The following is a 6392-nucleotide window of genomic DNA, read 5'->3' as shown; positions in this document are numbered from 1 at the left end:
CTGTCGAAGCGCTTCGACAGGGGGAGGGTGCGAAGGGATCCGCCACCGCGCGGACCGGGCGCCGGCCGGATCCCGCGCCCTCCAGATTGCCACGGGCCCGCCGCCGTCCCTCCCACGGGGCCCGGTCCGCCCCGGGCCTGCGGCGGACTCGGCCGAACGGGTGCACGAAGGGTGGCGGGGCCGCTACGAATCGGGTACATACGTACGGGTAGCGCCAATCGGTAACGTACACGCTCAAGATCACCCGAAACGATCCCCGGTACCGGCCCCGGCACCGGACCCCGACATTCCGCATGCCTTCCGATGCGCGGCGAGGTGAGCCTCATGTCCGCAACACCCGAGTCTCCGTCCCGACCCACCGTCACCGAACGCGAGGCCCGCCGGGTGGCGGAGGCCGCCCGGGAGCAGGACTGGCGCAAGCCCAGCTTCGCCAAGGAACTGTTCCTCGGCCGCTTCCGGCTCGACCTCGTCCACCCCCACCCCCTCCCCGCCGGCGAGGACGCCGAACGCGGCGAGGAGTTCCTGGCCAAGCTCCGCGACTTCTGCGAGACCCGGATCGACGGGGCCCTGATCGACCGCGAGGCGCGCATCCCCGACGAGGTGGTCACCGGCCTCAAGGAGATCGGTGCCTTCGGCATGAAGATCGACACCAAGTACGGCGGCCTCGGCCTGACGCAGGTCTACTACAACAAGGCCCTCGCCCTGGTCGGCTCCGCCAGCCCCGCGATCGGCGCCCTGCTCTCCGCCCACCAGTCGATCGGCGTCCCGCAGCCGCTGAAGATGTTCGGCAGCCGGGAGCAGAAGGACACCTTCCTGCCGCGCTGCGCCCGCACCGACATCTCGGCCTTCCTGCTCACCGAGCCCGACGTCGGCTCCGACCCGGCACGGCTCGCCACCACCGCCGTCCCGGACGGCGACTCCTACGTCCTCGACGGCGTGAAGCTGTGGACGACCAACGGCGTGGTCGCCGACCTCCTCGTCGTCATGGCCCGCGTGCCGAAGTCCGAGGGCCACCGGGGCGGCATCACCGCGTTCGTCGTGGAGGCGGACTCCGAGGGCGTCACCGTCGAGAACCGCAACGCCTTCATGGGCCTGCGCGGCCTGGAGAACGGCGTCACCCGCTTCCACCGCGTCCGGGTCCCCGCCGCCCACCGCATCGGCGAGGAGGGGCAGGGCCTGAAGATCGCTCTGACCACGCTGAACACCGGACGGCTGTCCCTGCCCGCGATGTGCGTCGGCGCCGGGAAGTGGTGCCTGAAGATCGCCCGCGAATGGTCGGCGGCCCGCGAGCAGTGGGGCAAACCGGTGGCACTGCACGAAGCGGTCGGCTCGAAGATCGCGTTCATCGCGGCGACCACCTTCGCCCTGGAGGCCGTCCTCGACCTGTCCTCGCAGATGGCCGACGAGGACCGCAACGACATCCGCATCGAGGCCGCGCTCGCCAAGCTGTACGGCTCGGAGATGGCCTGCCTGATGGCCGACGAACTGGTCCAGATCCGCGGCGGACGCGGCTACGAGACCGCCGACTCCCTCCGGGACCGCGGCGAACGGGCGGTCCCCGCCGAGCAGATCCTGCGCGACCTGCGCATCAACCGCATCTTCGAGGGCTCCACCGAGATCATGCACCTGCTGATCGCGCGGGAGGCCGTCGACGCCCACCTGTCGGTGGCCGGCGACCTCATCGACCCCGAGAAGACCCTGGGCGACAAGGCGAGGGCAGGGGCGAACGCCGGCCTCTTCTACGCGAAGTGGCTGCCCAGGCTCGTCGCGGGACCCGGGCAGCTGCCCGGCGCCTACGGCGAGTTCAAGCACGGCGTCGACCTGTCGCCGCACCTGCGGTACGTCGAGCGCGCGGCCCGCAGGCTGGCCCGCTCCACCTTCTACGCCATGTCCCGCTGGCAGGGCCGGATGGAGACCAAGCAGGGCTTCCTGGGCCGGATCGTCGACATCGGCGCCGAACTGTTCGCGATGAGCGCCGCCTGCGTCCGCGCCGAACTGCTGCGCAGCCGAGGGGAGAACGGCCGCGAGGCCTACCAGCTCGCCGACGCCTTCTGCCGCCAGTCCCGCGTCCGCGTCGAGGAACTCTTCGGCCGGCTGTGGACCAACACCGACGACATCGACCGCAGGGTCGTCAGGGGCGTGCTCTCCGGCACGTACACCTGGCTGGAGCGGGGCGTCGTCGACCCCTCGGGCGACGGCCCCTGGATCGCGGACGCCGCGCCCGGCCCGAGCACCCGGGAGAACCGGCACCGGCCGATCCGCTGAGACGGCGGCACGGCCGGAGGGCGCCGGAGGGGACGGACCCGGTGGCGGAACCCCGGCGCGGACCACGACGCACGAGCTGCCGGGGCGGGGCCCCGGCAGTCCCCGCGACCGGACACAATGGTGCCCATGACCGACGCTCCAGCTCCGCTCGCCGACCCGCACCTGGTGTACGACCCCGTGGCGGGGGACGGCCCCAAGGACGTGGTGATCCTCGGCTCCACCGGGTCGATCGGCACCCAGGCCATCGACCTCGTGCTGCGCAACCCCGACCGCTTCCGCGTCACCGGCCTGTCCGCCAACGGCGGCCGCGTCGCCCTCCTGGCCGAGCAGGCCCACCGGCTGCGGGTGCGCACGGTCGCCGTCGCCCGCGAGGACGTCGTCGGCGCGCTGCGCGAGGCGCTGGCCGCGTGGTACGGCGCGGGGGAGCCGCTGCCCGAGATCCTGGCCGGAGCGGACGCGGCCACCCGCCTCGCCGCCTCCGACTGCCACACCGTCCTCAACGGCATCACCGGCTCCATCGGACTGGCCCCGACCCTCGCCGCCCTGGAGGCGGGCCGCACCCTCGCGCTCGCGAACAAGGAGTCGCTGATCGTCGGCGGTCCGCTGGTCAGGGCACTGGCGAAGCCGGGACAGATCATCCCGGTCGACTCCGAGCACGCCGCGCTGTTCCAGGCACTGGCCGCCGGCACCCGCGCGGACGTCCGCAAGCTCGTCGTCACCGCGTCCGGCGGCCCCTTCCGCGGCCGCACCAGGGACGAGCTGGCGAACGTCACCGTCGAGGACGCCCTGGCCCACCCCACCTGGGCCATGGGCCCGGTGATCACGATCAACTCCGCGACCCTCGTCAACAAGGGCCTCGAGGTCATCGAGGCACACCTCCTGTACGACATTCCCTTCGACCGCATTGAGGTCGTCGTGCACCCGCAGTCGTATGTCCACTCGATGGTTGAGTTCACGGACGGATCGACACTGGCCCAGGCGACGCCCCCCGACATGCGCGGGCCCATCGCCATCGGCCTCGGCTGGCCCGAAAGGGTCCCCGACGCCGCCCCGGTCTTCGACTGGAGCAAGGCGTCCACCTGGGAGTTCCACCCCCTCGACAACGAGGCCTTCCCCTCGGTGAACCTGGCCCGGCACGTGGGCGGGCTCGGGGGAACCGCCCCGGCGGTGTTCAACGCGGCGAACGAGGAGTGCGTGGAGGCGTTCCGCGCCGGCGCGCTGCCGTTCAACGGGATCATCGATACGGTCGTCCGGGTGGTCGAGGAGCACGGCACCCCCCGGCCGGGAACCTCTCTGACGGTCCCGGACGTCCTCGAAGCGGAGACCTGGGCGCGGGCGAGGACCCGGGAAATGACAGCCCGTACGGCGAGCGCGGAGGCGCGTGCATGACGACCCTGATGTTCATCCTCGGCATAGTCGTCTTCGCGGTCGGCCTGCTGGTCTCGATCGCCTGGCACGAGCTGGGCCACCTGTCCACGGCCAAGATGTTCGGCATCCGCGTGCCCCAGTACATGGTCGGCTTCGGCCCGACCCTCTGGTCCCGGCACAAGGGTGAGACCGAGTACGGCGTCAAGGCGATCCCGTTCGGCGGCTACATCCGCATGATCGGCATGTTCCCGCCCGGCGCGGACGGACGCCTGGAGGCCCGCTCCACCTCACCGTGGCGCGGCATGATCGAGGACGCCCGCTCCGCCGCCTTCGAGGAACTGCGGCCCGGCGACGAGAAGCGCCTGTTCTACACGCGGAAGCCCTGGAAACGGGTGATCGTGATGTTCGCGGGCCCGTTCATGAACCTGATCCTCGCGATCGCGCTGTTCCTCACCGTGCTGATGGGCTTCGGCATCCAGCAGCAGACCACCACCGTCAGCTCGGTCTCCCCCTGCGTCATCTCGCAGAGCGAGAACCGCGACGAGTGCAAGCGGTCCGACCCCCGGTCCCCGGCCGAGGCGGCCGGGATGAAGGCGGGCGACAGGATCGTCGCGTTCGACGGCGTCCGGACCGACGAGTGGGGCACGCTCTCCGACCTCATCCGCGACAGCGCCGGCAAGGCCGTGCCGATCGTCGTCGACCGCGACGGCCGGGAAGTCACCCTCCAGGCGGAGATCGCCACCAACCTGGTCGCCAAGAAGGACTCCGACGGGCTCTACGTCGAGGGCGAGTACGTCAAGGCGGGCTTCCTCGGCTTCAGCGCGGCCACCGGCGTCGTGAAGCAGGACTTCGGCGACTCCGTGGTCTGGATGACCGACCGGGTCGGCGACGCGGTCGACTCCCTCGCCGCCCTGCCGTCCAAGGTGCCCGCCCTGTGGGACGCCGCCTTCGGCGAGGGCCCGCGCGAACCGGACTCCCCGATGGGCGTCGTCGGAGCGGCCCGGGTCGGGGGCGAGATCGCCACGCTCGACATCCCCGCCTCGCAGCAGATGGCCATGTTCGTGATGCTGCTCGCCGGCTTCAACCTCTCCCTGTTCCTGTTCAACATGCTCCCGCTGCTGCCCCTCGACGGCGGGCACATCGCGGGCGCCCTGTGGGAATCGCTGCGCCGCAACCTCGCCAGGGTGCTGCGCCGCCCCGACCCGGGCCCGTTCGACGTGGCGAAACTGATGCCGGTGGCCTACGTGGTGGCCGGTGTCTTCGTCTGCTTCACCCTCCTCGTCCTCGTCGCGGACGTGGTGAACCCGATACGGATCTCGTAGGGCCCTCCGGCGGGCGCCCGCCGGACACCCGCCGTTCACGACGGCCCGGAACCCTTTCGTTCCGGGCCGTCGTCCTTTGGGCGGTTTTACGACCGGGATGTGCCGGGGCCGACGGCCGTGCCGTAATCTCGGAGCGCGGAGCCCGCTGCTCACCGGGAGCCGGACCTTGATCCACGACTTGGGGTTGCACAGCAGATGACTGCGATTTCTCTCGGCATGCCGTCCGTTCCGACCACGCTGGCCCCGCGCCGCAAGAGCCGGAAGATCCAGGTCGGGTCGGTGGCGGTGGGCGGGGACGCGCCGGTGTCGGTGCAGTCGATGACGACGACGCGGACGTCGGACATCGGGGCGACGCTGCAGCAGATCGCGGAGCTGACGGCGTCGGGCTGCCAGATCGTGCGGGTGGCGTGTCCCACGCAGGACGACGCGGACGCGCTGGCCACGATCGCGCGCAAGTCGCAGATCCCGGTGATCGCCGACATCCACTTCCAGCCGAAGTACGTGTTCGCCGCGATCGAGGCGGGCTGCGCGGCGGTGCGGGTCAACCCGGGCAACATCAAGCAGTTCGACGACAAGGTCAAGGAGATCGCGAGCGCGGCGAAGGACCACGGCACCCCGATCCGGATCGGGGTGAACGCGGGCTCGCTGGACCGGCGGCTGCTGCAGAAGTACGGGAAGGCGACGCCGGAGGCGCTGACGGAGTCGGCGCTGTGGGAGGCGTCGCTGTTCGAGGAGCACGGCTTCCGGGACATCAAGATCTCGGTCAAGCACAACGACCCGGTGGTGATGGTGGAGGCCTACCGGCAGCTGGCCGCGCAGTGCGACTACCCGCTGCACCTGGGGGTGACCGAGGCGGGCCCGGCGTTCCAGGGCACGATCAAGTCGGCGGTGGCCTTCGGCGCGCTGCTCTCGCAGGGCATCGGTGACACGATCCGGGTCTCGCTGTCGGCGCCGCCGGCGGAGGAGGTCAAGGTGGGCCTGCAGATCCTGGAGTCGCTGAACCTCAAGCAGCGGGGCCTGGAGATCGTCTCGTGCCCGTCCTGCGGCCGTGCGCAGGTGGACGTGTACAAGCTGGCGGACGAGGTGACGGCCGGCCTGGAGGGGATGGACGTGCCGTTGCGCGTCGCGGTGATGGGCTGTGTGGTGAACGGCCCGGGTGAGGCCCGTGAGGCGGACCTGGGGGTGGCCTCGGGCAACGGCAAGGGGCAGATCTTCGTGAAGGGCGAGGTCATCAAGACCGTGCCGGAGTCGAAGATCGTGGAGACCCTCATCGAGGAGGCCATGAAGATCGCCGAGCGGATGGAGGCCGAGGGCGTGGCCTCCGGCGAACCCCGGATCTCGGTCGCCGGCTGACGAAGCCCGCCGGACCCGCCGGACCCGTCCGTCCCCCCGGCCGGCCGCCCGGCCCGTCCTGCCCGGAGCGACTCCGGGCAGGAC

4 protein-coding genes are annotated in these 6392 nt (G+C 71.3%); all 4 read left to right on the top strand.

Going from position 1 to position 6392, the window contains the following annotated elements; translation table 11 throughout:
* Nucleotides 1-324: 324 nt before the first annotated feature.
* The 4 genes from AOK18_RS24160 to ispG all read left to right on the top strand — a co-directional run bounded on the left by AOK18_RS24160 (nucleotide 325) and on the right by ispG (nucleotide 6308).
* Nucleotides 325-2265, top strand: coding sequence for an acyl-CoA dehydrogenase family protein (locus tag AOK18_RS24160; protein WP_055573346.1), 1941 nt, complete (start codon nucleotides 325-327; stop codon nucleotides 2263-2265).
* Between the two features lie 126 nt (nucleotides 2266-2391).
* Nucleotides 2392-3654: a 1-deoxy-D-xylulose-5-phosphate reductoisomerase gene (gene dxr / locus AOK18_RS24155; RefSeq protein WP_055695699.1), complete on the top strand. Its 1263-nt coding sequence runs from the start codon at nucleotides 2392-2394 to the stop codon at nucleotides 3652-3654.
* 8 nt (nucleotides 3655-3662) lie between these two features.
* The gene (locus tag AOK18_RS24150) at nucleotides 3663-4955 is read left to right on the top strand and encodes a M50 family metallopeptidase (RefSeq protein ID WP_175400326.1); all 1293 of its coding nucleotides are present in this window, start codon (nucleotides 3663-3665) and stop codon (nucleotides 4953-4955) included.
* Nucleotides 4956-5150: 195 nt separating this feature from the next.
* Nucleotides 5151-6308, top strand: coding sequence for a flavodoxin-dependent (E)-4-hydroxy-3-methylbut-2-enyl-diphosphate synthase (ispG, locus tag AOK18_RS24145; RefSeq protein WP_055573340.1), 1158 nt, complete (start codon nucleotides 5151-5153; stop codon nucleotides 6306-6308).
* Nucleotides 6309-6392 lie beyond the last annotated feature (84 nt).

This window comes from Streptomyces prasinopilosus (genome assembly GCF_001419695.1).
Classification (GTDB): Bacteria; Actinomycetota; Actinomycetes; order Streptomycetales; family Streptomycetaceae; genus Streptomyces; species Streptomyces prasinopilosus.
Note: the sequence above shows the minus strand (reverse complement) of the source record. Positions and strands in the feature narration are given on the sequence as shown.

Bases quoted from the DNA above. Each gene is read 5' to 3' on its own strand.
- AOK18_RS24160 (WP_055573346.1), top strand. From the start codon at position 325: ATGTCCGCAACACCCGAGTCTCCGTCCCGACCCACCGTCACCGAACGC.
- ispG (WP_055573340.1), top strand. From the start codon at position 5,151: ATGACTGCGATTTCTCTCGGCATGCCGTCCGTTCCGACCACGCTGGCC.
- dxr (WP_055695699.1), top strand. From the start codon at position 2,392: ATGACCGACGCTCCAGCTCCGCTCGCCGACCCGCACCTGGTGTACGAC.
- AOK18_RS24150 (WP_175400326.1), top strand. From the start codon at position 3,663: ATGTTCATCCTCGGCATAGTCGTCTTCGCGGTCGGCCTGCTGGTCTCG.